The sequence below is a fragment of the Acinetobacter sp. 25-47-122 genome (assembly GCF_056779695.1).
Window position 1 is genome coordinate 1 of record NZ_JBWYIJ010000004.1, and the last position, 21,185, is coordinate 21,185.

Sequence of the window (21,185 nt, forward strand, 5' to 3'; positions counted from 1 at the left end):
AGCTCAAGAAGCTCTTCGTCGTCTACAAGGTCACATTTGTTTAAGAATACAACGATGTATGGAACACCTACTTGGCGAGAAAGAAGGATGTGTTCACGAGTTTGTGGCATTGGACCATCAGTCGCAGCACATACAAGGATCGCGCCGTCCATTTGAGCAGCACCAGTAATCATGTTTTTAACATAATCGGCGTGGCCCGGGCAGTCTACGTGAGCGTAGTGACGAGTTGGAGAATCGTATTCTACGTGTGATGTATTAATTGTAATACCACGTGCTTTTTCTTCTGGTGCAGAGTCGATTGCAGCGTAGTCTTTAGCTTCACCACCGAATTTCTTCGCACATACAGTTGCGATAGCAGCAGTTAAAGTTGTTTTACCATGGTCAACGTGACCGATTGTGCCCACGTTAACGTGTGGCTTATTACGTTCAAACTTAGCCTTAGCCATGAGATCTTCCTCGTTTACGTCGAACACAATTCTAAGATTGTTCAGTATCGACCTGTCGCCAAAAAAATGACACTTTAAATACTTGAAAAGCAGACTAATAAGCCTGCTTTCTTTAAAACTTTGTAGAGTTTTCTACTAAACTGTATATCTGGAGCTCTTATCGAGATTTGAACTCGAGACCTCTCCCTTACCAAGGGAGTGCTCTACCACTGAGCTATAAGAGCATTTAATACTTCGATGGAGCGGGAGACGAGGGTCGAACTCGCGACATGCAGCTTGGAAGGCTGCCGCTCTACCAACTGAGCTACTCCCGCATATTGGTAAGACACTAGATCGAAGTTTTAAAATTGGTGGTGAGAGAAGGATTCGAACCTTCGAAGCTTACGCGGCAGAGTTACAGTCTGCTCCCTTTGACCGCTCGGGAATCTCACCATTTACACTTACTTCAGTGTTGTTCTTTACTCGACTACTTAAACTCTCTAAGATGGTGCCGGCACACGGATTCGAACTGTGGACCTACTGATTACAAGTCAGTTGCTCTACCAACTGAGCTATGCCGGCGTTTCTTAGTGTTTCGTACGTTTCGTATCGGAACGGTGTGCAGTTTAGCAAAACTTGAAATCCGTGCAAGTGTTTTTTTCAAAAAAAACCCTAAAAACTCACAAAATCAATCCGTTTGATGATAATTCAACCGCTTTGATCACTGCGCGAGCTTTTATTTGGGTTTCATTCCACTCAGAATCAGGATTTGAGTCTGCAACAAGACCCGCACCAGCCTGCACATAAACCTTATTTTCGCGAATAACACAGGTTCTAATTGCGATAGACATGTCCATTTCACCATGCCAGCCTAAATAACCAACAGCACCGCCAAAAATTCCACGTTTTACTGGCTCAACTTCGTCAATAATTTCCATAGCACGAATTTTTGGCGCCCCAGAAAGTGTTCCTGCAGGGAATGTTGCTTTAAAAACATCCAAAGCATCTACGCCTTCCGCAACTTCCCCTTGCACATTAGAAACAATATGCATGACATGTGAATAACGTTCGATCACCATTTGATCAGTGACTTGCACTTTACCGATTTTTGATACACGCCCAATATCATTGCGACCCAAATCAATCAACATTAAGTGCTCTGCGATTTCTTTCTCATCGGAAAGTAAATCTTTTTCCAGCGCTAGATCTTCTTCTTTTGTTTTACCGCGTGGTCGTGTGCCCGCTAATGGGCGCACAGTCGCCACCCCATTTTCTAAACGCGATAAAATTTCTGGTGATGAGCCCACAATATAAAATGGCTTTTCATCACTAAGCGTCTTTCCTTGTACTAAAAACAGATATGGTGAAGGATTAAGATGACGTAATGCACGATATACTTGTAAAGGATCACCATCAAAGTCCGATACCATGCGATGACCAGGAACCACCTGCATCACATCACCCGCACGAATGTACTCTTTAACAGTTTCAATCGATTCTAAGAATTTTTCTTTACCTGTTAATGATTCAAAATGAGGGGCCGTGTGAGGCTTTGCCTGCAAGCTCACCGGTGTGGCAAGTAATGATTCGATTTCATCCAGCTGGGTTTGTGCTTTATTAAAAGCATCTGCATCCTGTGTATCCGCATGTACGATAATAAATAGCGTGTCTTTTAAATTATCAAAAACCACAACTGTTTTAGACAACATGAGCCATAAATCTGGCAATCCAACAGGATCAGCATCAGGAACGTTATTTAAGCGTGGCTCAATATAGCGTACCGCGTCATATCCCAAATAGCCCACCAAGCCCCCTGTAAAGTTGGGTAAATCTGGGAGTTCTGCTTTTGACGGCACTTTGAACTGCGATTGAAAGTCACGGATATACTGGAAAGGATCTTGGCACTCAAACGATTCGACTTGGCCATCAGCATGCTGAATTGTTAACTGTCCTTCATTACAAGAGAATACCGTTGACTCGCCCAGACCAATAATGGAATAACGCGCCCAGTTTTCACCACCTTCTACAGACTCAAATAAATAGGCTTGTTGATGTTGTTTTAAACGTGCAAATACTGACAATGGAGTATCAGTATCTGCTAAGCGTTGGCGATAAACTGGAATTAAGTTAAAACCTTGCGATTGAAGTTGTTGAAATTGAGTTGACGTTGTCATGAGGAATTCTCTGTAGTTTTCGATGCATATTGAATGTTCTATAAAGTCTGTGCTGAGAGACGCCATCGAAAAACATTAAAACTATTCATTCCTCTACCCTTCTTTATTTATTACAACTTATTTAGAAATCAACACAGTTAAATCATCAACTACTTGTTGCGGCTTACATAACTGAATATCATCACCATGATTATAACCATAGCTTACGACAATACAATCAATACCCGCACGGCGCGCTGCCTCTACATCATTCGATGAATCACCAATCATCAAGGTATTGTCCACATCAGTTCCAAAGGCCTCAACACAATGCAACAAAGGTTTGGGATCTGGTTTTCTCACCTCAAAACGATCTCCACCCACCGTATCCACAAAATAGTGATCCATGTTTAATTCAGCTAATATTTTTCTAGCGGGTAATTCCGGCTTATTCGTGACACACACCATTTTTTTTTGATGAGCTCGACCCCACTCTAAAAATTCGATAATGCCGTGAAATGGACGCGTATCCACGCACGGTTCGGCATTATAAATTTCTAAAAAAGTATCCAATAATTGTTGATGCTCAGAAGGCTCTACACGCCCAGTCAGATGCATTAAAACACTCTGACAGAACAATGAAGTTCCTTTGCCAATCCAATTTCGAACTTGAGTTTCTGTGACCAAAGGCAGTTCTAATACATTCAAACTCATATTCATGGCACGATATAGATCAAATGCCGAATCAACCAAGGTTCCATCCAGATCAAAAAGAATTAAGTCACGCTGTTCCAAATTCGCAATATTCATTATTTTAAACCTAACAAAAAAGGCATGCGAAAGCATGCCTTAAAAAATCACATGCAACTTAGTTGAAAATAAACCAGGCAACCAGTGCCACAATCACTAACACCAATAATGCCATTAAGCCAATATTGGCATTTTTTTGAGTTTCCAACTCTTTTTCCGTACAAGCTGCAGGAATATTTACCTCACACGCTTCATGCTTATTGACAGTTGCATTAACATCAACTCCCTCAGGAATTGGCGCTGGTTTAGGAATTCCTACATTTTGAGGCATACCATCTCGTGTAAGCTGAACTGAGCTATCTCGCTCTTTCAGATCAGGCATACCCTGCTCAAGCATTTCAGCTGCTGCTGTCTTCTCTACTGCAACCTTTGAAGAAATTTCAGCTGTTGCGATTGCTTCGCTAGGCTGCTGAATATCTTGTAATGTTTGTGCAGATTGCGCAGGTGCTAAAACTAAAAATTTATGGCTAGCAAATTGCAGAATATCGCCATCTTTAACAATAGTTTCGCCTTCAGCAACTTTTGTATCGTTAATAAACGTGCCATTTGACGAACCTAAGTCTTGAACAGTGAGCACCTGCTCTTTTAGAAACAAAGCAGCATGACGACGTGATACATCTGCAGACTGAATCAAAATATCTGCATCTTGATGACGACCCACCAACATGTCTCGATCGATATCAACTTCTTTACCCGCAAATTCGCCAGTAATTGTTTGTAATTTCCAAGTCATAGTTTCGATCCATTATTCAAGTTTTGACATTTTAACATGGCTGTTTTCGAGATTCACATTGAACGCATGTTATCGAGATGGTCTCAATGTCGTGGTTGTGACCGTATTTTGTGTTCTTTGCACATCTTGTTTTGGCTCAATCGCGATAGGGGTTTCCACCACGACTTGGGCATTGTTTGTATTTGTTGTGGCAACTTGATTGTAAATCACAGGCTTTGGCAGCACTCGCGTTGATTTCACCACAGGATCCTGAGTCACGATGACATTTGGACGTTCAATCACACGCCCTACTGGCTTAGACTGTGCTGTTGGAGCAGTATAACGCTGTACCTGCGGCTCTACTGCTTGAGGTGTTGATGGCACTACGATAGGCTTGACGGGTTGAGGAGTACTTGATACAGGCAACCGCTGTTGGAAGATATCATCAACATTATCCGGTAACTTTTTAAATGTCCCATCACCATCCAGTGCTAACTGCAAACTGTATAAACGATCATAGCGTTGCTGTGACAATCTACGAATATCAGCCGTATCTCCTACGATTGTTGGATGAATAAAAACGAGTAGGTTTCGTTTCACATTATTCTTTGCATCTGCTCTAAACAGTCTACCCAAACCAGGAATCGAGCTTAGACCTGGGACGCCTTGACGCGTTAACTTAGTATCATCTGAAATCAGACCACCCAGCACAATTGTTTGACCATTTTCAGCCAAAATTGAGGTTTTTATGGCACGCTTAGTGGTCACCAAGTCTTTCGCCTCACCACTATCTGGCTTCACCGAGGATACTTCTTGTTCTACAGCAAGACGAACTGTTCCACCTTCACCAATTTGTGGAATAACCTTTAATGTTACACCAACATCTTTACGCTCAATTGAAGTATAAGGGTTTGCTGTTCCACCTGTTGTTGTCACAGATCCTGTCTGGAATGGGACATTCTCACCCACAACGATATAAGCTTCCTCGTTATCCATGGTGACAATCGATGGTGTAGACAGTAAGTTCGACTTGGTATTGGTCTTTAATGCCTGAATCAGTGCGCCATACAGTTTACGCGATCCATTCGCACCTTCTTTATATTCACCCAAGGCCAATGAAGCACCAGCTCCAATCAAACCAGCACCCGTAGCTACATTACCAAGGAATCCAGAAGCCAATTGACTCAGCCCTACACCCGCTTTATCAAAATTGATTACACCAATACCACTACTGATGTCACCTAGTGCCCACTGAACACCCAATTGATCTACGTCATTTCCTTCAACTTCAACAATAGCAGCCTCAATGAGAATTTGTTGACGACGCACGTCAAGTTGATGAATAGCAGATTCAATTTCACGCATGAGTTGAGGATCTGCTTTTACCACTAATGCATTTTGTGCACCATCAGCAATAATACTCACGCCATTACTATTAAAACTTGTAATGTCTTGTTGATTTTGATTTGAACCACTATTCAAATTAATCGCTGGGGTACTAACACTCCCATTTGAAGACGTATTACTCGAGGTATTATTAATTAATGAGTTACTAGCACTTGAATTGGAGCTTGCACTATTTGAATTACTGGTACTATTCACCGCCTGACCAGATACTAAACCTTGTAAAATTTCAGCCAAATTTTTTGCGCTTGCATACTTAAGCTTAAATACTTTTAGACCGCCCAAGCGATCAGCTGAAGGAACATCAAGCATTTCGATCATTTGACGAATGCGTTTACGAGTACTTGGATCACCCTTGATCAAAATCCGATTAGTACGTGCATCTGCAATAATACGTACTCGAGAACCTGAAATGTCTTTGGCACCACCCGTAGAAGACATTGAATCCAACAAAACTATCAGCTCTTCAGCTTGGCTAGACTGCAAGCTAATAGCTTCAATATCGTTTTGTCCCGTTCCATCTAAATTACGAATAATCGTTTCAAGCTGTGCAATATTATTCGCACGATCTGAGACTATAAGCGCATTTGTTCCTTGTACCGCCGCCAAATGCGCAAATTGCGGCATGAGTGGTCTTAACGCGGGTATTAGATCATTGGGGTTAGTATTTTCCAGCCAAATGACACGAGTGACCACTTGATCACCTCGTGCGTTCCGAGAGGCATCAAAAGGCACACCTGAATTTTTTACATTATTGTCAGGGACTAAGCGGATAGTGTTACCCGTAGGTACAGCAACAACACCATTAACGTTTAACACACCCAAGAACAGATCATAGACTTCAGCTTTGTTTAAAGCCTTATTTGAAATAACCGTCACATTACCCCGAACCCGCGGATCAACTGCGAAGTTTTTTCCCGTGATATCTGCAACTTCGTTGATAAATGCAGTCAAATCTGCATCACGCAGGTTAATTTTCCAAGTTTGCGCTTGCGCAGCGGTACTTACGACAGCCAATACTGGTGCTACTGCGACCATCGCCCAAAGTGACCGATTTCGATTAAAAAAATCCATAACTTGTTATATTTCCTAATACTTTATGCAAATTAACACATTTTAAAATTCTTGTTGGAAGGTCATCACTTGATCACCTCGTTTTACTTCAATGCGAACTTTACCTTCTCGTTTAGCCTGTTCTAGCAGTTGTGCATCGCTTTGTCCTTGACCGACTGATTGCCCATTCAAGGATAAAACGCGATCGCCAGGTCTTAATCCCAGTTTACTTCTCAAAAATGCAGGCGTTCGATCAGTGACTTCATAACCTTGACCACTGTCAGTGTTGACACCCATATTACTTAAGTATTGTTCACGATTTTCTTGAATTTGATTGATTGCCTGCCCAATGGCATTTTGAGTGGTCGTTTGACCAGAATTCGGTGTTACGTTAGCAGAATTTTGCTGTGCATCAGGTATCAGTGGCTGATTAAGATTTTCTATTCCGGTAAATCTCAACTCAGTCGTCGCACCACTTGACTGTTTCAATACCACATGATCCCAATATACTTCTGAAAGCTGATAAGAACTTCCTTCTAAGGTTTGTCCAATGGTATAACGATCAGCAACCTCTCGAACTTTAATCACGGCTGAAGATTGACTACTCGGCGTCGAAACCACAACCCCTTGCAACGTAAGCGCTAAATTAGCATCAGCAGCACTTACTTGCGCACCTGTTTCTTGAAACAATGAGAAACTCGATATATTCGGAACAGGAAGTTGCTGCGAACCTAATGCGACTTGCTCAACTTGCATGACTTGCGGTGGTGCAACCACCAACCAAAATAATGAAGCGAGCTTCCACATCATGATTAAAATCAGAACAAATAAAGTAAGTGGAGCAATTCGATCTAAATCTTTAAATGAAATTTGTGAGAACTTATCTTGGAATCCCTTCATTAGAAGCCTCCACTCAGCAGTGGCTGTCTCGTACTGACAACAAAGGTATCCAAACCAGCTTTACCATCATATGAAGGCACATTCATTAATAATCTTTGGGTCACCTGTGCATCCAACATTAATGCAGGATCTAAACTAAGGTTGGCCATTTTTTGCCCGCGCTGATCTTGTACATCAATGAGCAGTTTTCCAGCTTCGTCTGAAAATTGCCCTTTTAAGGATGGCATATTCATTCGTTCTTGTTTTTGGGCAAATGTATAAGTTAGCGTACCACCACCCCATTGCATCTCTCCGTCAGTTTTTGCAAAACCATCGTTTTGTTTGAATTGAAATGCTACATCCTTCAGTTGAATACTATTCTGAGGCCATTGCCAATCCACAAATGTTTTAAGTGTTTCAGGAGCAATATTTCCACTCATATTTTTGATAATTATTTTTTTCCCAAGCCCATAACCCACTACACCATTGAGTTGAGTCTGACCACTATGTATTTCTAAGTTGGCACCAGCCCTTAATAAAATCAGATCGAAAGGACGTGTTTGCCAGATGACAGAACCCGCGAGATTTCCTTTTTGCCAATCTGCTTGACCTTGCCAGATATTGCCACTGACATTTTTTAAAATTTGATTATTTTTATAAAATTTAGCTATAAGCCACGATGCTGGAACTTGTAAAAAAACAAATAATAAAAAAGCGAAGATAGCGACGCTTAACCACACCATTTTTTTTGATTTTTTTATCATTCCATGTATACCAACATCTAAGTCTAATTAACCGCAAAATGTTTGAAAATTTTCTATCTTGGTATTATGCATAATTTTTACACTTCTCCAATTCACTTATAAAAAAACCAAGCAGATTTGCTTGGTTTTTTTAATATTAGTGTCATTACATGACAAATCAGTGAAATTAGATAAGAAAATCTTCTAATTTGGCACCTTTTTCAAGCTCTGCAACCAACCAACGTGGCTTCTTTCCACGCCCTGTCCAAGTCTCCGCAGTATTATTTTTATTACGATAACGAGGCTCTACAGATTTACGCGTGCTTTTCTTACGCTTTTGTGCACCATATTCAATGAATTGCTCTAAAGACATACCCACTGATTCAGCAATTTGAGTAATCTGATGATAAGCATCTTCAATTTCCTGATCTTTCTTAGACTCGATCAAAGCTTGGGCTTCAGCAGTTAACTTTCTTAACTCTTCAACAGATAAATTACTAATATCAGGCATAACATTTACTCCAAAAAATTCAATATCATTATTAGATTTATAAAGCGTCATCTTATTGTTATAAATTATTTTAATCAATCCATCATGTTATTTAATATACATAAATAAAACAAATAATTTAACACATTAATTAACCGAGTCTATTTCTATTATTTTTTCTCTAATATGCTCTGGAATCAAAACCTTTTGCATTGTATTTTTATCCACGCAAACTATAACGGCCTCAGCAATTGCCACAATTTCATTCTGCTGCTCACTCCAAACTGTATATTCCATCCTGAAGGCAGAGTTACGCAATTCAACCACTTTAGTTCCAATGCGTAAATAATCAGGATAAAACACTGGTTTAAGATATTTACAACTATTTGAAGCCACAACAGTATTAATATTTAACGCTAAGATTTCTAATTGATTTAAATACTCTATTCGAGCAGTTTCAATATAGCGATAATAAATCACATTATTGACATGTCCAAAAGCATCCATATCACCCCAAGCGACTTTTTGATGGGTAATGACTTTGTACTCATTCATTTGTTTCATTCATCATTCTCATAACTTAAATTGAATAAATTTATTATGGGTCTCAAAGACACTGTTCAATTGCTGAGTTAATACAGCATCGCCTTTTAATACAGATTTAATTCTTAAATAGTTCATTAAAGGGTGATCAGGATATAATTGCAATAATGCCTCAGCATCCTGTTCACGATGAGTCGCAGTATAAATATGCCATTTAGAAAAACTCAAAATCGGTAATCCAGGATATTTCATTTCAAAATGATCAATCTGGTTTTCAAGCATTTCATAATCAGGATTTTGTTTTAACAATTGTTGTTGAAACCATAAATAAAAAATATCCTGATCGAACCGTTCTTCTAATAAAGACAAAGAAAGTTGAGTTTCATCAAAAGCCATCTCAGGAATGCGAGAAATAAGTTTTAACCATAACGATTTAATACCATATGAAGACGACACAATTTGATCACTCATTTGAGCATACCGAATTTGAATAAGCTCTAAATCTGTATTTGAAACGTTGTCAAAATCATTGAGTAGCTTTAAAAGCCATTTCTTTTTATGTTCCAAATCTAAATGACCATATTGCGTGGCTTTTAAATAATGCCATGGATATTGAATCGCAAATCTACCCCATAGATGATTCAACTTATGCTGATAAGCATCTTCAAGATCTTTTAACCAAGGTGACAGCATATGACCATGTAAAAACTCTAAATGGGTTAAAGCCTGATCTGGAAGCTCTTGAGCTAAATAAATTTCAATACGCTGGAGTTCAGCCAATTCAAAAGCATCTGCAGGACTTTGTTGTAAAACTCTCAACGCATCATCAATACGATCTTGCTTCAACCAAATACGAGATTGAATAACTTCTTTGAGTAATCCTGAGTTCTCAAACACAGGTTGTAAATATTCTCGCTGTTTTGTGTTGGCCTCCAAAACCCACAAAACACCTAATTTTTCATACGTATGTAACCTTGAAAAGTCTGTCACTTGTTGAATTTTACGCTGCTCTCTTGATCTCATCTTTCCAACCCAAAACCATAAAAGATGAAGAGATAAAGCAACGAATAGAAGAAAAAATGAAACAAACCAGAGGTTCGTTTGAATCTGAATACCGTGCCAAAGCATGTAAATATAACCTGGCCCTTCTTGATAACTCAGCACACTTAACACGGCTAATATCATTAAACCAACTAATGCATAAACTATAAAAATATGTTTCATGATTAGCCCTCTAAAATTGCTTTACTGTTCAATTTAGGGACAGGTAAAAGTTGTGCTTGTTTGAGATGTTTCGCTTTATTTTTTATTTTGATTGCCGCAGCATCAGGCAGTTGATCCAGTTCATCGATAATTGAGGTCAGTGCATTTTGATAATCAATGTAATGTCCTTGTTGTAGTGCTCTTTGAGCAAATAACACTCTCAATTGAACTTCTTTTAAAACTAATCTTCGATTAAGTAATACCGGCATCTGTTCATCAACGCGTTCAACTTTGAATACACGCTCAAACCATGAGGATTGCGAAGAGTTATCACTCGTGAGTTGCTGTACTTGTTGTTCATTTTTCAAATTTGCATCAATATTTTCAAGCAAGTCACCTAACTGAGCAATTTGAATATTTTTTGCCACAACATATTGTTGAATCATTTTTTGATCATGCTCAACAGCTCGATGCATTGAAACCTGCAATGTATCTGCCAAAGCCAAGCGCTCAACCAGTTGATCCAGTTGATTGAGTTGCTCAAGTGCATATACAAACTCATGTTGATCTAAGGCAAATTGAATTAGCTCTAATTTTTGACTTAAGAGTTTGATTGGATTGATTTCAGATTGAATTTCTTGTTGATTATTGTTTTGCTGAGGTGGATTGGATTGAGACGAAACCTGCTGATTTGAGCGCTGAATTGCTACCAACTGATCATTCAAACTTGCCACTAATTGCTCTGATTTATGTTGAGTTTGTTGTAGCAACTCAACTTTTTCTTGTAATGAAAAATGATCATAGCTGAGTTTAATCAACCAAATGATTAAGCCTAAAATGAATAGATATAAAATTTTCTTCATGAGTGCCTATGTTCACTTTCAAGCTGCGACAAAATCGTATCTGGCATTAAGTCCGCAATTTGAGTGATTTGAAATTTAGTATTTGAGGTCTGTTGATACATACACACGATCTGATATAAACGATCCGCTAAAACCAAGTAATGACCGTGTTGCATAAATACAGGATAATTTTTGCATAAACTCAGCCAATTTTTCCAACCGGCTTCACTACTAATCAATACAGCATAAGGTTGTGGATTTGCAGTGAATGCTTCAAGTAGATGTTTAAATTTATCTTGAGCATCACTTGGGCAGTAGCGGGAGTATAAAACAAAATTAAGTACTTCAATTTTAGCAGTACGACACTGCTGCATCATGAACTGACGGCCACCTTCTCCCCGCCAAAACGCAATACGTTTGAGATCAGCATTTTGTGTTAAAACCGGAAGACTTAACATTCCTTCAGATGTTTCAACATCTGGAACTAAACTTTTAACACCATATCGACTTAGAGCTTCAGCTGTTTTCCGGCCAACTGCAATCCATTTGATATGATTTAAATCGGTCAATCTAAGTCCCGATTTTTCGAGAAACTGCATGCCAACTTCAACGGCTGTTGGACTGACGACCACAATCACTTGTGCTGAAATTAATTGCTGAAAGAGCTGATCAAGTTCATCACTCCAATGAACAGCAGCCAACTCTAGTACAGATAACTCGATAGGCTCATATCCTGCACGTACCAGTGCCTCATTGAGAGGCTTAGCACGATCTGCAGGTCGAGTATTGATAAACTTCATTTCATTTTTTTATTTATACAGTGCTTTTAATAAATCAGCAGCACCTTGGTCAATCAAAGCTTTTGCTAGTGAAACACCCAACGTTTCAGCTTGTTCAACTGGACCTTCTACTTTAGCAACCAATAATGTTTGACCATCCACACTGCCTACGCGCCCCTCTAATTGAATCTGTTGATCATTTAAAGTCGCATATCCCGCAATCGGTACCTGACACCCGCCTTCCAAATAAGCATTAAATGCCCGTTCTGCACGAACACACGCATCAGTTTCTGCATGTAATAAAGGTCGAATCAACTCTAATACGCGTGCATCGTCACCTCGACACTCAAGACCTAATGCACCTTGGCCAACTGCGGGTAAACTCGTCTGTGCATCCAGCGTGTGTCGAATACGCTCTGCTAAACCTAAACGTTTTAAGCCTGCACTTGCCAGAATGATGGCATCGTAAAGCCCATCATCAAGCTTAGATAGTCGTGTGCCTACATTTCCACGTAAATCTATAATCTCAAGATCTGGACGGGCTTTTAAAATTTGACATTTACGACGCAAACTTGAGGTTCCTACTTTGGCACCAAGGGGCAAATCTTCAAACTTGCTATAATTATTCGAAACAAAAGCATCTAAAGGATCTTCTCGCTCGCAAATCACGGCAAGACTTAATCCTTCTGGGAGCGCCATCGGCACATCTTTCATGGAATGGACAGCCAGATCTGCACGACCATCAAGTAATGCAGCCTCAAGCTCTTTAACAAATAAACCTTTTCCACCAATCTTGGCTAAAGGAGTGTCTAAAATTTTATCACCTTGGGTCACAAACGTCACCAACTCAACTTTTAGGCCAGCATGTAGGGTCTCAAGTCGCTCACGAATATGCTCCGCTTGCCATAAAGCCAATGGACTTTGACGAGTTGCAATTTTTAAGGTTTTGATCATTTTAATGCTGCCAAACTTTAGACATCCTAAACTTACCCTGCTGTCCCAAAATTGCAAGTAAATTGTTCGGCAATCACTATAATTTTAGGCAACTAAATATTTTGAATTCTTTCTCTAAGCAAAGGTAAGTGACGGCGACTGACCGCCAATTTCTCTTCAAGTTCACGACAACGAACTTGATACTGGCCTGAAGCAACCAACTCCAATCCATCCAAATAATCCAATGCAATCAGCGCATTTCGATGAATTCGTATAAATTTATTTGAAAACTCACGCTCTAGATCTTTTAAAGTCTCATCAATCAACACACTGCCGTTTTTGTGTCGTACTGTTACGTATTTCTGATCAGCTAGAAAATAGTAAACATTTTCGATAGGAATGAGTTCAAGACCACGATACGTTTTCGCAGCGATTTGCTGACGTTGATGTTTTTCTTCCATATTTTCTTTTTGCTCTATATTCGACATTTGAGCTTGAGTAAGTTTAGTTAAATTATTGAGTGTATTTTCTAATTCTGATTTGATAATCGGTTTTAATAAATAGCCTTTCGCTTGTGCCTGAATCGCAGTCAAAGCATGCTCATCATAGGCCGTGCAAAAAACAATAGCGGGCATTGGGTTTAGCTGTGAAAGATGCTGAGCACATGTCAAACCATCCATTTCAGGCATTTGGATGTCAAGTAAAATTACATCAGGCTCATATTGTTGCACTAAGGTCAAAGCTTCTTTTCCATGGTGCGCAGTTGCAACAACTTGATGCCCCAATTGAGTGACCAAGCGAGATAAGCGCTCAACCGCGAGTGGCTCATCATCACAAATTAGGATGTCCATTGTTCCTCCTTGCTCAAGTTAACGTTACTTATTTTAATGTATTAACTTGATTTTATTTATATTGGTACTGGACTACAGTCGTGTAAATTCCATTACCTGCATGACTCCTAAACTGTACCGTATACCCATAGTGTGCTTTCAAACGCTGTTTCACGTTTTCTATCGCAATACCATTCCCCTCCCTATTGGCCATTTTATCGGCTATATAAGGGTTAGTAATGACTATAGTGACTTGATTTTGTAATATTTCAACCAATATGACAATCTTTGCATCAATTAACTTTTTCTCCACCCCATGAAAGATACTATTCTCAATTAAAGGCTGTAAAGTTAAAAAAGGAATACTTGCTTGGCCCAACTGCTCTGGTTGCAAGATATTCCATTCCACATTTAATCTCGAACCCAACCTTAGCTTTTCAACCGCCAAATAATGTTCACACAATTGGATTTCTTCTTTTAATGTGACAATTTTCAGCTCTTGAAAGCTTGCTCTAAACAACCTTGAAAGATCGATGAGCATTTGCTCTGCTTTATCTGGATCACTCCCAATCAGACTCACCACACTATTTAAACTATTAAAAAGAAAGTGTGGATGTATTCTTGCTTGCATGGCTTGAATTCGAGCATTCAATTCACCTTGTTGCTGCTTTAACCACTCACCCCGAACATAGATATATCGTAAACAAAAAGTGATCAACAATACGCCATAGCTCATGTGTAAAATCACATGATCAAATAAAAGTAACCATGAAAATTTTTGTAAAGAAAAGTTACTTCCCCAAAAAAACAGAAAATTCAAACTACAAGTAGTGAAGAGGATGATGAGTTCTAATAGTACAAATGTATAAATCGCAGACTGCAAAGTGGTTAGTTTTTGCCAAAACTCCCTAAATAAATCAATTACGGCAATAAAGACCAATACCACCCAATTGATATAAAGCACATACTTGATCACTTGTGATGTCTGTAAATTTGACCAAGACTGTGACTCTGCTAGGCACAGCAATAACGCCAAAAAAATACTGGCAATAAATAACTCTGCAAAATATTGCCATTGCCCAATACGTACAAAGAAATTCGCATCAATAAATTCTTGTTTATCTTTTGAAGAATTATCCATAGGCAAGACTTCGGCATCTTGATTTGAATTTGTTATACTGGATGCAAAATTACTGCTTTTTCTTTTACTGAGCCGACATGACCACATCTTCTAATTCCTCTAATCCGTCACAAGCCCAAACTTCAGGTATGTGGGGCGGTCGTTTTTCCGAAGCAACTGATGCCTTTGTCGCTGAATTTACAGCATCTGTCCAATTTGACCAACGCTTTTATAAACAAGATATTGCAGGTTCAATCGCACATGCAACGATGTTGGCAAAAGTCGGTGTACTCACTGAACAAGAGCGTGATGACATCATCGCAGGCTTAACCGCAATTAAAGCGGACATTGAAGCTGGCAACTTCGAATGGCGTATTGATTTAGAAGATGTTCACATGAACATTGAATCTCGATTAACACAACGTATTGGGATTACAGGGAAGAAATTACATACAGGTCGTAGCCGTAATGACCAAGTAGCAACGGATATTCGTTTGTATGTACGTGATGAAATTGATGCCATCCTAGGGTTATTACACAAACTGCAAAAAGGCATTCTAGGTTTGGCTGCTAAAAATACAAATACAATTATGCCTGGCTTTACCCATCTTCAAACTGCACAACCTGTGACGTTTGGACATCATTTAATGGCATGGTTTGAAATGCTGGTACGTGACTCAGAACGCCTGATTGACTGCCGTAAACGCGTGAATCGCATGCCTTTAGGTTCTGCTGCGCTTGCAGGTACCACTTATCCAATCGATCGTGCTTATACAGCAGAACTTTTAGGATTTGAAGCAGTTGCAGAAAACTCATTAGATGCTGTATCTGATCGTGATTTTGGTATTGAGTTTAATGCTGCGGCATCACTCATCATGATGCACTTATCTCGCATGTCTGAAGAATTAATTCTTTGGACATCTGCACAATTCAAGTTTGTGAATATTCCTGACCGCTTCTGCACAGGCTCTTCGATTATGCCTCAGAAGAAAAATCCTGATGTACCTGAACTTGTTCGTGGTAAAACAGGCCGTGTATATGGCGACTTAATGAGTCTACTTACCCTCATGAAAGGTCAACCTTTGGCATATAACAAAGACAACCAAGAAGATAAAGAACCACTATTTGATGCTATCGATACAGTTCGAGGCTCTTTGATGGCTTTCGCAGACATGATTCCTGCACTTGTTCCAAATATTCCTGAAATGCGCGAAGCTGCGCTGCGTGGTTTCTCAACAGCAACCGACCTTGCTGATTACTTAGTGAAAAATGGTGTTGCATTCCGCGATGCACATGAAATCGTCGGTAAAGCAGTTGCGCTTGGCGTACAAGAAGGTAAGGATTTATCAGAACTTACGCTTGAACAACTTCAACAATTCTCTGATTTAATTCAAGCTGACGTCTTTGAAAAAGCATTAACTTTAGAAGCTTCTGTCAATGCACGTAACCACATCGGTGGAACAGCACCTGCTCAAGTTGAAGCAGCAATTGAGCGTGCTCATGCGCGTTTAGAAGCTCTTTACGCTTAATTTCTGATTTTATTTTTGGAGTATTGATATGTCTCGCCAAGTATTTTGCCGTAAGTATCAAAAAGAAATGGAAGGTTTGGATTTTGCACCATTCCCTGGTCCTAAAGGTCAGGAACTATTTGATAGTGTTTCTAAGCAAGCATGGGGCGAATGGTTAAAGCATCAAACTACTTTAATCAATGAAAAACGTTTAAATGTCTTTGAAGCTGATGCAAAGAAATTTCTTGAAGAACAACGTGAAAAGTTCTTCAACAATGATGAAACTTTAGAAAAAGCTGAAGGCCTAAAGCCTGAGTAAAAAAGAAAGCACTGCTTTTCTTTTTTACGTAAGATAAGGACGAAGTCCGCGTAGGCTTTAATCTAAAAAGAATCCCCATCTTTGGGGATTCTTTTTTATGCGTTACTTTAAAAATTAGGCAAGAAAAACACAGAAGGTGTGCACAGGCTTTAATCCCAAAAGAATCTGCGTAATAGAGGTCCTTTTTTATGGGACATCAAATAAATATCAATGGAGTCAAAATTTAGCTGACGAAAGAAGTGCTTGTGGTGGATTTAAAATATGACCTAATTGGTAAACTCCATCCATATTTAACTGCATCTCCATTCGGTCAACACGAATTGGGCCAAATTTAATGTAAATCTGCCGATTTTGAAGATCAAACCGCTGCTCCAAAACCTGTCCATTGAATTGTAAAGAGTTCATAGATGTTAAGTCCATAAGCGCTTTAAAAGGTTGCTCTTCATCCTTTATATAATGAATCCTTTTTCTATCACTCACAAAATTTTCTAAATGGTTTAAATCCTGAGATTTAAAAGATGTAATTTCACGAATTTGAGATTCCTCAATACCTAAAGCATTGACCAAACTTAACTGATCGTCTGGCAGTAATTTAAAATGCCCATTGTTAGGATGTGCCGCCCAACTCATACTCGAAAGACCCCAAGCACAGATTCCCCACAAAACTTGCTTAAATTGTCTCATTCCCCATCGCTCTCACTGAACGTAATAAAAGCCATCTTTAAAAACATTTCAGCCAAACACAACTACCATTTATCTTAAATATCATTTACTTAACAAGAGTTGTTAGACTCACGTCACAGACAAATCTTTTTTATTGATATTTATCTTGCTATCTAAAAAAGACTGCATAAATGTAAAGCAGAAAATAGACACATAAGATGATTATGAGTTATCAATTTCATCAGAGTAGGCTAATCTCTGTATTAAAATTAACCACCATTTGAGCGCATCATGTTTATCATTCGTCCTTATATTGAGACTGACTTAGAAGACATCATTCAACTCTGGGAAAGATGTGATCTAACACGACCATGGAATAATCCGGAAATTGATATTTTTAGGAAGGCTGCACAAAAAGATGACTTATTCTTGGTGGCTGTGAAAGATCAGTTCATTATCGCAACATTAATGGGTGGTTACGACGGTCATCGCGGGTGGATCAATTACCTCGCGGTACATCCCAATCATCAACGGAATGGTGTTGCTACAGCGTTGATTCAACATTTGGAAAAAAGATTGATTGCACTTGGTTGTCCAGAAGTTCAGCTTTTAGTGCAAAAAGAATTTATTGATATTCAAAACTTTTATGAACAATTGGGATATGACGAAAAAGAAGTTGTATGCCTTGCTAAAAGACTCATTCACGACCATTAAGAAATTTTATAAAACAGGAGCATTTATCAATTTACCGATCCGTAAAAATATTGGGAATCGAATATTAAATTTATGACCGGTATCATTATTCAAAGTTAAGGCATATTGGCTCATCTGATTTAAGATTTGTGTCGCCTGATTATTGGCTTGCGTATTTTGTTTAAGATATTTCTTTAAAGCTGACCATGTATTTAAATAATCAATCAATTGATCAATCCGCCATTTACAATGCATGTGCTGCTCACAGGTCGGGATTTCTTCAAAAGGAAATGGAATCGTTTGATATTTCAGATCAATATAGTGACGCTCACTCTCCCAATATGTTTTCAATACTTGGTGATATAGCTTTTCAATACAGCTTTGAAGCTCCTCATTCTCCACTTCAATAAGCCCATATCCAATCACTGCAAAGACACCCTGGGGCTTCAGTGTTCGATAGACCTCTTGAAAAAATAACTCGAAGTCAAACCAATGAATGGCTTGGGCAACTGTAATCAGGTCAAAACATTGTGCTTTAAAATTGCTATGTTCAGCATTATCAATTCGGTAAATTACATTATCTATTGCTGGGGCTTGCTGAAGTTGTGCTGCGCTTATATCCGTTGCAATGACTTGATTAAAATGCGGAGCCAATAAGCGGGTGAATTGTCCTGAACCTGCCCCGCAATCCCAAGCCATTTCATAGTTCTGAACATATTTGAAGATTTCGTCAATCACACTTTGTGGATAACTTGGACGAGCTTGTTGATAAAGCTCACTTTGATCAGAAAATAGGTCTTTCATTTTTTATTCTGAATTTGATCGAGAAATCAACCTTAGCACATCAAAAAAAATGGATGATGAATGACTTCGATTCATTTTGTATTATTTTATAAGCAAAAAAAATCCTCAACATTGTTGAGGATTTTTCGAATATGGTGGCGAGACCCAGGATCGAACTGGGGACACACGGATTTTCAATCCGTTGCTCTACCAACTGAGCTATCACGCCGATGGGGTGTATTAAGCCGTAACTGAGCTCAATAGTCAATAAAAATCATGCATTTTTTATTTGTTCGAGTAAATTTTACCCAAAAAAAAATCTCTGATGGGATCAGAGATTGAAAATACAAATTCTTAAAAGAATATGGTGGCGAGACCCAGGATCGAACTGGGGACACACGGATTTTCAATCCGTTGCTCTACCAACTGAGCTATCACGCCGATGTCGCGTATTAAACAGTTTCATCTCGATATAGTCAAGCAAGTTTTTGGGATATTTAAACAAATGGATGTTTTTAAAACAACATTTAGATTATTCGATGTAAATACATACAAATCCAATAAAAAAAGCCAGTATTGACTGACTTTTAATATTTAAAATCGAACAATAGTTTTAAATTTTTTCCAAACTACTTAAACAACGATGTATTGCACCACATCCAGGCTCAAAATGATTAACGCCTTTCTCTTCTTCCATTCGACATGCTTCACTCACTAAGCGCTCTGCGACACCACGTCCACGGTTAGCCGGATGAACTACGATATTTTCAAGCGTTCGACTTTCACCTTGTCCAGTTGACCAAATGGCCCCAATGATCTTTGTATTAAATTCTGCCGTGTAAAGTAAGGTATACTGAGCTAAGTTTTGCTCAAGTTGTTCAATGGCATCTTGTCCGTCACTAAATTCTGGACTGGTGTCATATAAGCGCTCAAGCTGTTCACGAACTTCAACATTATCAAGCGAAGTTATTGCATGTACGGTTATAGGCATTGATTAACCCTCCTGAGCAATCTAATATGCTGTCACTTTCGTGACATCGAAAATCTACATTCATCATTTTTAACGTTTTTGAGGAACGTGTCTATGACGCAACGTATCAGTGAAGTGGTAAGAAACACAAACGAAACCAAAATTCGTGTTCGCGTGAATCTTGATGGTACTGGTCAAGGCACCCTCAATACAGGTGTTCCATTTTTAGACCATATGATCGACCAAATCAAGCGTCATGGTTTATTTGATATCGATATTCATTGCGACGGCGATTTAGAAATTGATGATCACCATACAGTAGAAGACTGTGGTATTACCCTTGGTCAGGCATTTGCACAGGCTTTAGGTGACAAAAAAGGTTTACGTCGCTATGGTCACTTCTATGCACCACTTGATGAGTCCTTGAGTCGTGTCGTTGTTGACCTATCAGGCCGCCCTGGCTTATGGATGGACATTCCATTTACGCGCGCGCGCATTGGTACTTTTGATGTCGACCTATTCTCTGAGTTTTTCCAAGGCTTTGTGAATCACGCATTAATGACACTCCACATAGACAATTTGAAAGGTAAAAATAGCCATCACCAAATTGAAAGTGTATTTAAAGCATTTGCACGAGCACTTCGTATGGCTTGTGAAGTAGATCCACGTGCAGAAAATACTGTAGCTTCAACCAAAGGTACTTTGTAATGACCCGTATTGCCCTTCTTGATTATGGCATGGGAAATCTTCACTCAGCAGCAAAAGCACTTGAGCATGTTGGTGCAACCGTTGATGTGACCAATGATCCTAAGCTGATTGCTCAAGCAGATAAAATTGTGTTCCCAGGCGTTGGTGCAATGCGTGATTGCATGCAAGGTATGCACGAGGCTGGCATTGACGAGGTTGTACGCAATGCCGTTTTCAACAAGCCTGTCCTTGCGATTTGTGTCGGCATGCAAGCTCTGCTGCAACACTCTGAAGAAAATGGTGGTGCAGATGCATTAGGCATTTTTGATGGTGCTGTTAAACGCTTTCCAGATATTGAAGGTTTAAAAGTTCCCCATATGGGTTGGAATCAGGTACACCAAGCAGATCCAAGCCATCCAATGTGGAACAACATTGATCAAGATGCTCGTTTCTATTTCGTACATAGTTTCTATGTTGAACCGAAACAATCTGAGATCATTGCTGCGACATGTAACTACGGTTTGGAATTCTGCACCGCAATCCATAAAGATAATTTGTTTGCTACGCAGTTCCATCCAGAAAAAAGTCATACAGCTGGCTTACAGTTGTTGAAAAATTTTGTAGAGTGGAAAATTTAAAGCCA

At 39.2% G+C, this 21,185-nt stretch carries 23 protein-coding genes and 6 tRNA genes; 5 read left to right on the forward strand and 24 right to left on the reverse strand.

The window, feature by feature from the left end; genetic code table 11:
* The 19 genes from AC1M9P_RS04375 to AC1M9P_RS04465 all read right to left on the reverse strand — a co-directional run.
* A partial coding sequence (locus tag AC1M9P_RS04375; RefSeq protein ID WP_481586822.1) for a GTP-binding protein occupies window positions 1-446 on the reverse strand: 446 nt, incomplete at its 3' end.
* 149 nt (window positions 447-595) lie between these two features.
* Window positions 596-670: transfer RNA gene (locus AC1M9P_RS04380), tRNA-Thr, on the reverse strand.
* Window positions 671-684: 14 nt separating this feature from the next.
* Window positions 685-760 (reverse strand) — tRNA-Gly (locus AC1M9P_RS04385).
* 34 nt (window positions 761-794) lie between these two features.
* Window positions 795-878 (reverse strand) — tRNA-Tyr (locus tag AC1M9P_RS04390).
* Window positions 879-931: 53 nt separating this feature from the next.
* Window positions 932-1,007 (reverse strand) — tRNA-Thr (locus AC1M9P_RS04395).
* A gap of 98 nt (window positions 1,008-1,105) precedes the next feature.
* A complete protein-coding gene (trpE, locus tag AC1M9P_RS04400; RefSeq protein WP_179999025.1) occupies window positions 1,106-2,599 on the reverse strand; it encodes an anthranilate synthase component I in 1,494 nt (497 codons plus the stop codon).
* A 117-nt stretch (window positions 2,600-2,716) separates the two neighbouring features.
* Complete coding sequence (locus tag AC1M9P_RS04405; RefSeq protein WP_481586823.1) at window positions 2,717-3,388, reverse strand: HAD-IA family hydrolase; 672 nt, start codon at window positions 3,386-3,388, stop codon at window positions 2,717-2,719.
* Window positions 3,389-3,446: 58 nt separating this feature from the next.
* Window positions 3,447-4,121 carry an FHA domain-containing protein gene (locus AC1M9P_RS04410; protein ID WP_481586824.1) on the reverse strand — a complete coding sequence of 225 codons (675 nt, stop codon included), beginning with the start codon at window positions 4,119-4,121 and terminating at the stop codon, window positions 3,447-3,449.
* Window positions 4,122-4,190: 69 nt separating this feature from the next.
* Window positions 4,191-6,578 (reverse strand): type II secretion system secretin GspD, encoded by a 2,388-nt coding sequence (gene gspD, locus AC1M9P_RS04415; RefSeq protein WP_481586825.1) that lies wholly within the window; start codon window positions 6,576-6,578, stop codon window positions 4,191-4,193.
* Window positions 6,579-6,620: 42 nt separating this feature from the next.
* Window positions 6,621-7,457, reverse strand: a complete 837-nt coding sequence (locus AC1M9P_RS04420) for a type II secretion system protein N (RefSeq protein ID WP_481586826.1) — start codon at window positions 7,455-7,457, stop codon at window positions 6,621-6,623.
* Window positions 7,457-8,200 (reverse strand): type II secretion system protein N, encoded by a 744-nt coding sequence (gene gspN / locus AC1M9P_RS04425; RefSeq protein ID WP_180028789.1) that lies wholly within the window; start codon window positions 8,198-8,200, stop codon window positions 7,457-7,459. Before gspN ends, AC1M9P_RS04420 begins: the two co-directional genes overlap by 1 nt.
* A 166-nt stretch (window positions 8,201-8,366) precedes the next feature.
* The gene (locus AC1M9P_RS04430) at window positions 8,367-8,690 is read right to left on the reverse strand and encodes an H-NS histone family protein (RefSeq protein WP_035267603.1); all 324 of its coding nucleotides are present in this window, start codon (window positions 8,688-8,690) and stop codon (window positions 8,367-8,369) included.
* Window positions 8,691-8,816: 126 nt separating this feature from the next.
* Window positions 8,817-9,233: an acyl-CoA thioesterase gene (locus AC1M9P_RS04435; protein ID WP_481586827.1), complete on the reverse strand. Its 417-nt coding sequence runs from the start codon at window positions 9,231-9,233 to the stop codon at window positions 8,817-8,819.
* A gap of 9 nt (window positions 9,234-9,242) precedes the next feature.
* The gene (locus AC1M9P_RS04440; RefSeq protein ID WP_481586828.1) at window positions 9,243-10,436 is read right to left on the reverse strand and encodes a heme biosynthesis protein HemY; all 1,194 of its coding nucleotides are present in this window, start codon (window positions 10,434-10,436) and stop codon (window positions 9,243-9,245) included.
* Between the two features lie 2 nt (window positions 10,437-10,438).
* Complete coding sequence (locus AC1M9P_RS04445; RefSeq protein WP_481586829.1) at window positions 10,439-11,278, reverse strand: hypothetical protein; 840 nt, start codon at window positions 11,276-11,278, stop codon at window positions 10,439-10,441.
* Complete coding sequence (locus AC1M9P_RS04450; RefSeq protein ID WP_481586830.1) at window positions 11,275-12,057, reverse strand: uroporphyrinogen-III synthase; 783 nt, start codon at window positions 12,055-12,057, stop codon at window positions 11,275-11,277. Before AC1M9P_RS04450 ends, AC1M9P_RS04445 begins: the two co-directional genes overlap by 4 nt.
* Before the next feature lie 9 nt (window positions 12,058-12,066).
* The gene (gene hemC / locus AC1M9P_RS04455; RefSeq protein WP_481586959.1) at window positions 12,067-12,987 is read right to left on the reverse strand and encodes a hydroxymethylbilane synthase; all 921 of its coding nucleotides are present in this window, start codon (window positions 12,985-12,987) and stop codon (window positions 12,067-12,069) included.
* 95 nt (window positions 12,988-13,082) lie between these two features.
* Window positions 13,083-13,820: a LytR/AlgR family response regulator transcription factor gene (locus AC1M9P_RS04460; protein ID WP_481586831.1), complete on the reverse strand. Its 738-nt coding sequence runs from the start codon at window positions 13,818-13,820 to the stop codon at window positions 13,083-13,085.
* 52 nt (window positions 13,821-13,872) lie between these two features.
* A complete protein-coding gene (locus AC1M9P_RS04465) occupies window positions 13,873-15,027 on the reverse strand; it encodes a sensor histidine kinase (protein WP_035267548.1) in 1,155 nt (384 codons plus the stop codon).
* On the opposite strand from AC1M9P_RS04465, the gene argH reads away from it, so the two are divergent.
* Together argH and AC1M9P_RS04475 are read left to right on the forward strand one after the other, a co-directional pair.
* Window positions 15,018-16,448 carry an argininosuccinate lyase gene (gene argH / locus AC1M9P_RS04470; RefSeq protein ID WP_051586571.1) on the forward strand — a complete coding sequence of 477 codons (1,431 nt, stop codon included), beginning with the start codon at window positions 15,018-15,020 and terminating at the stop codon, window positions 16,446-16,448. The genes AC1M9P_RS04465 and argH overlap by 10 nt on opposite strands.
* Window positions 16,449-16,476: 28 nt before the next feature.
* Complete coding sequence (locus AC1M9P_RS04475) at window positions 16,477-16,746, forward strand: oxidative damage protection protein (RefSeq protein ID WP_035267550.1); 270 nt, start codon at window positions 16,477-16,479, stop codon at window positions 16,744-16,746.
* A gap of 216 nt (window positions 16,747-16,962) precedes the next feature.
* Here AC1M9P_RS04475 and AC1M9P_RS04480 read toward each other — a convergent pair whose 3' ends face one another.
* Window positions 16,963-17,376, reverse strand: coding sequence for a hypothetical protein (locus tag AC1M9P_RS04480; RefSeq protein ID WP_481586832.1), 414 nt, complete (start codon window positions 17,374-17,376; stop codon window positions 16,963-16,965).
* A 324-nt stretch (window positions 17,377-17,700) separates the two neighbouring features.
* Between AC1M9P_RS04480 and AC1M9P_RS04485 the strand changes: the two genes are divergently transcribed.
* Window positions 17,701-18,123, forward strand: coding sequence for a GNAT family acetyltransferase (locus AC1M9P_RS04485; RefSeq protein WP_179999046.1), 423 nt, complete (start codon window positions 17,701-17,703; stop codon window positions 18,121-18,123).
* A 6-nt stretch (window positions 18,124-18,129) separates the two neighbouring features.
* Here AC1M9P_RS04485 and AC1M9P_RS04490 read toward each other — a convergent pair whose 3' ends face one another.
* From AC1M9P_RS04490 to AC1M9P_RS04505, 4 genes are all read right to left on the reverse strand, one after another.
* Window positions 18,130-18,906, reverse strand: a complete 777-nt coding sequence (locus AC1M9P_RS04490; protein WP_481586833.1) for a class I SAM-dependent methyltransferase — start codon at window positions 18,904-18,906, stop codon at window positions 18,130-18,132.
* A gap of 132 nt (window positions 18,907-19,038) precedes the next feature.
* Window positions 19,039-19,114: transfer RNA gene (locus tag AC1M9P_RS04495), tRNA-Phe, on the reverse strand.
* 136 nt (window positions 19,115-19,250) lie between these two features.
* Window positions 19,251-19,326: transfer RNA gene (locus tag AC1M9P_RS04500), tRNA-Phe, on the reverse strand.
* 172 nt (window positions 19,327-19,498) lie between these two features.
* Window positions 19,499-19,876 carry a GNAT family N-acetyltransferase gene (locus AC1M9P_RS04505; protein WP_035267556.1) on the reverse strand — a complete coding sequence of 126 codons (378 nt, stop codon included), beginning with the start codon at window positions 19,874-19,876 and terminating at the stop codon, window positions 19,499-19,501.
* A gap of 93 nt (window positions 19,877-19,969) precedes the next feature.
* On the opposite strand from AC1M9P_RS04505, the gene hisB reads away from it, so the two are divergent.
* Window positions 19,970-20,563 (forward strand): imidazoleglycerol-phosphate dehydratase HisB, encoded by a 594-nt coding sequence (gene hisB, locus AC1M9P_RS04510; protein WP_035267557.1) that lies wholly within the window; start codon window positions 19,970-19,972, stop codon window positions 20,561-20,563.
* Window positions 20,563-21,180 carry an imidazole glycerol phosphate synthase subunit HisH gene (hisH, locus tag AC1M9P_RS04515; RefSeq protein ID WP_035267559.1) on the forward strand — a complete coding sequence of 206 codons (618 nt, stop codon included), beginning with the start codon at window positions 20,563-20,565 and terminating at the stop codon, window positions 21,178-21,180. The genes hisB and hisH overlap by 1 nt, the downstream gene beginning before the upstream one ends.
* Window positions 21,181-21,185: the final 5 nt, after the last annotated feature.

Bases quoted from the DNA above. Each gene is read 5' to 3' on its own strand.
- trpE (WP_179999025.1), bottom strand. From the start codon at position 2,599: ATGACAACGTCAACTCAATTTCAACAACTTCAATCGCAAGGTTTTAAC.
- AC1M9P_RS04405 (WP_481586823.1), bottom strand. From the start codon at position 3,388: ATGAATATTGCGAATTTGGAACAGCGTGACTTAATTCTTTTTGATCTG.
- AC1M9P_RS04410 (WP_481586824.1), bottom strand. From the start codon at position 4,121: ATGACTTGGAAATTACAAACAATTACTGGCGAATTTGCGGGTAAAGAA.
- gspD (WP_481586825.1), bottom strand. From the start codon at position 6,578: ATGGATTTTTTTAATCGAAATCGGTCACTTTGGGCGATGGTCGCAGTA.
- AC1M9P_RS04420 (WP_481586826.1), bottom strand. From the start codon at position 7,457: ATGAAGGGATTCCAAGATAAGTTCTCACAAATTTCATTTAAAGATTTA.
- gspN (WP_180028789.1), bottom strand. From the start codon at position 8,200: ATGATAAAAAAATCAAAAAAAATGGTGTGGTTAAGCGTCGCTATCTTC.
- AC1M9P_RS04430 (WP_035267603.1), bottom strand. From the start codon at position 8,690: ATGCCTGATATTAGTAATTTATCTGTTGAAGAGTTAAGAAAGTTAACT.
- AC1M9P_RS04435 (WP_481586827.1), bottom strand. From the start codon at position 9,233: ATGAAACAAATGAATGAGTACAAAGTCATTACCCATCAAAAAGTCGCT.
- AC1M9P_RS04440 (WP_481586828.1), bottom strand. From the start codon at position 10,436: ATGAAACATATTTTTATAGTTTATGCATTAGTTGGTTTAATGATATTA.
- AC1M9P_RS04445 (WP_481586829.1), bottom strand. From the start codon at position 11,278: ATGAAGAAAATTTTATATCTATTCATTTTAGGCTTAATCATTTGGTTG.
- AC1M9P_RS04450 (WP_481586830.1), bottom strand. From the start codon at position 12,057: ATGAAGTTTATCAATACTCGACCTGCAGATCGTGCTAAGCCTCTCAAT.
- AC1M9P_RS04460 (WP_481586831.1), bottom strand. From the start codon at position 13,820: ATGGACATCCTAATTTGTGATGATGAGCCACTCGCGGTTGAGCGCTTA.
- argH (WP_051586571.1), top strand. From the start codon at position 15,018: ATGACCACATCTTCTAATTCCTCTAATCCGTCACAAGCCCAAACTTCA.
- AC1M9P_RS04465 (WP_035267548.1), bottom strand. From the start codon at position 15,027: ATGTGGTCATGTCGGCTCAGTAAAAGAAAAAGCAGTAATTTTGCATCC.
- AC1M9P_RS04475 (WP_035267550.1), top strand. From the start codon at position 16,477: ATGTCTCGCCAAGTATTTTGCCGTAAGTATCAAAAAGAAATGGAAGGT.
- AC1M9P_RS04480 (WP_481586832.1), bottom strand. From the start codon at position 17,376: ATGAGTTGGGCGGCACATCCTAACAATGGGCATTTTAAATTACTGCCA.
- AC1M9P_RS04485 (WP_179999046.1), top strand. From the start codon at position 17,701: ATGTTTATCATTCGTCCTTATATTGAGACTGACTTAGAAGACATCATT.
- AC1M9P_RS04490 (WP_481586833.1), bottom strand. From the start codon at position 18,906: ATGAAAGACCTATTTTCTGATCAAAGTGAGCTTTATCAACAAGCTCGT.
- AC1M9P_RS04505 (WP_035267556.1), bottom strand. From the start codon at position 19,876: ATGCCTATAACCGTACATGCAATAACTTCGCTTGATAATGTTGAAGTT.
- hisB (WP_035267557.1), top strand. From the start codon at position 19,970: ATGACGCAACGTATCAGTGAAGTGGTAAGAAACACAAACGAAACCAAA.
- hisH (WP_035267559.1), top strand. From the start codon at position 20,563: ATGACCCGTATTGCCCTTCTTGATTATGGCATGGGAAATCTTCACTCA.